Source organism: Deltaproteobacteria bacterium (assembly GCA_011773515.1).
Taxonomy (GTDB): Bacteria; Desulfobacterota; Deferrimicrobia; order J040; family J040; genus WVXK01.
This window is the reverse complement of the sequence record WVXK01000108.1, coordinates 13,995-14,239: the sequence shown is the minus strand read 5'-3', so window position 1 is coordinate 14,239 and position 245 is coordinate 13,995. Positions and strand designations below refer to the sequence as shown.

The 245-nt window shown below is 52.2% G+C and carries 1 protein-coding gene; it reads left to right on the top strand.

All coding sequences use genetic code 11. The features are described from left to right. Window positions 1-245 (top strand): hypothetical protein (locus GTN70_11480; protein NIO17581.1); only part of this gene is annotated, 245 nt, incomplete at both ends.

Below are 245 nucleotides of genomic sequence, written 5' to 3'. Positions count from 1 at the left end.
ATAAATGGCTACATAGCACTAGCGGCGGTTGTGATAAACCTTGTCTTCGCCGTGATCGTGATAGCGCGTACTTCCAGGAACAGGATTTTTCTCACCTTTTCCTTTATCTGCATCTCCGTCGGGCTCTGGAATTTTGGTGACTACATGGTGTTTGCAACGGGGAACCAGCTATGGACGCCGGCCGAACTGGGGGGAAGCACCTGGAAGTACCTTTCATCGATCGGCTCTGCAATGGCCCCGGCATT